Below are 1,575 nucleotides of genomic sequence, written 5' to 3' on the forward strand. Positions count from 1 at the left end.
TTCTACGAGAAGTACTTGACCGAGCAAGCGCTGCAGCGTCTGGGGACTTGAGCATGTCGGCGCGTCGTCAAGGCGAGCGATGCATCGCTCGTTGTAGCCTGGTTCAGCCTAGCGCGCTGCTCATTCGGCTCGCAGCGGCCTCCGCGTTGCTCTGCAGTGGGGTCATCCCATCGGCCGCGTATGCCGATGGTGGGATGCCCGCTGCGGCAGCAGCATTGGCTGCTCCAGCGCTTGCAGCGCCGTTAGGCTCATCTCCTGGAGCCAAGTTGCTTCGCCACGGTACGGCGCACGATGCGCTCTACGACGTAACGTTTGAGGGGGGAAAAGGCATTGCCGTAGGGGCATTCGGCAATGTGCTGAGCACGAGCGACGGCGGTGCGACGTGGCAGGCGCAGCCCTTTCCGATGAAGCACCTTGCGCTGATGGCCATCGCGATGCGGGAAGGCAGATGCATTGCTGTCGGGCAGACCGGATTGGTGTACGTCGCGGCGGATTGCAAGACGTGGAAAGAAGCAGCGTCCGTGACCAAGTCGCGCCTGTTAGCGGTGGACGTCAATCGCCACGGCGTTGCTTACGCCGTAGGTGCCTTCGGAACCATTCTGAAGTCGACTGACTGGGGGCAGTCTTGGGCAGTTCAGACCGTTGATTGGAGCGGTATCACGGAGGACGGTGCTGAGCCGCATCTTTACGGTGTTCACGTCGATGAAGGCGGAACCGCGACTGCTATTGGCGAGTTTGAGCTCGTCTTGCGCGCCAGCGATGGTGCCCCATGGAAGACGTTGCACAAGGGCGAGCGCTCGCTGTTTGGTCTTTTCGTCGCCGACGGTCGAAAGATGTATGCCAGCGGGCAAAGCGGCGCAATTCTGCGCAGCTCCGACGGCGGTACTACGTGGGAATCGTTGAAGACTGGAACAAACGCCATCTTGACTGGGATAAGTGCGACACCTCATGGAGAGGTGATAGCGAGCGGAATTAATGCAGTTGTGATCAGCCGAGATGGCGGCGCGACGTGGAACACGGTGAACTCGAAGCTGGTGCGCAACACCTGGTATCAGGCCCTGGCGGTTAGCGAACAGACGGGTGGGAGGCGACGCCTGATTGCGGTTGGAGCAGGCGGATCGATTCTTGAACTTGATCTTTGACTAAAACTAGGAGACAAACATCGTGAGTGAAAACGGCACAAGAATCTTGCAGCGAAACGCAGTTGCTGCAGCGGCGTTGCTGGCTCTAGTCAGCTCTGCTCATGCGGCAGAGTGGGCGGTTTCCGGCTTCGTTCGTCAAGAACTAGCGGTAAAGACAACCGACGATCAGAACAACAATAACCAGTACGGCAATGAACAGAATGGCATTACGTACACAAATCACAGTGCGCTGGCTGCCCCGGGATCGACTCTGACGCGGCCGGCAGCCTTCAAGGAAGACGCTCACATCAACTGGTTCGCGACGCGGATCGATCTCAATTTCGACGGCAAGCTCTCCGAATCTTTGAAGGCAACGATCAAGGTTCGCGGAATTCTGGACGAGACACGAGTAGTCGACAACATCTACGGAACGCGTACAGTCGGTGGTCTCAGT

General features: G+C 58.5%; 1 protein-coding gene and 1 pseudogene. Both read left to right on the plus strand.

Annotated features, from left to right (window positions below; all coding sequences use genetic code 11):
• Positions 1-266: 266 nt before the first annotated feature.
• Positions 267-1,142 carry a YCF48-related protein gene (locus x551_RS24795; protein ID WP_231497765.1) on the plus strand — a complete coding sequence of 292 codons (876 nt, stop codon included), beginning with the start codon at positions 267-269 and terminating at the stop codon, positions 1,140-1,142.
• 22 nt (positions 1,143-1,164) lie between these two features.
• A pseudogene (locus tag x551_RS24800) lies at positions 1,165-1,575 on the plus strand (hypothetical protein); the annotation flags it as partial.

The organism is Methylibium sp. T29 (assembly GCF_000576205.1).
GTDB classification, from domain to species: Bacteria; Pseudomonadota; Gammaproteobacteria; order Burkholderiales; family Burkholderiaceae_C; genus Methylibium; species Methylibium petroleiphilum.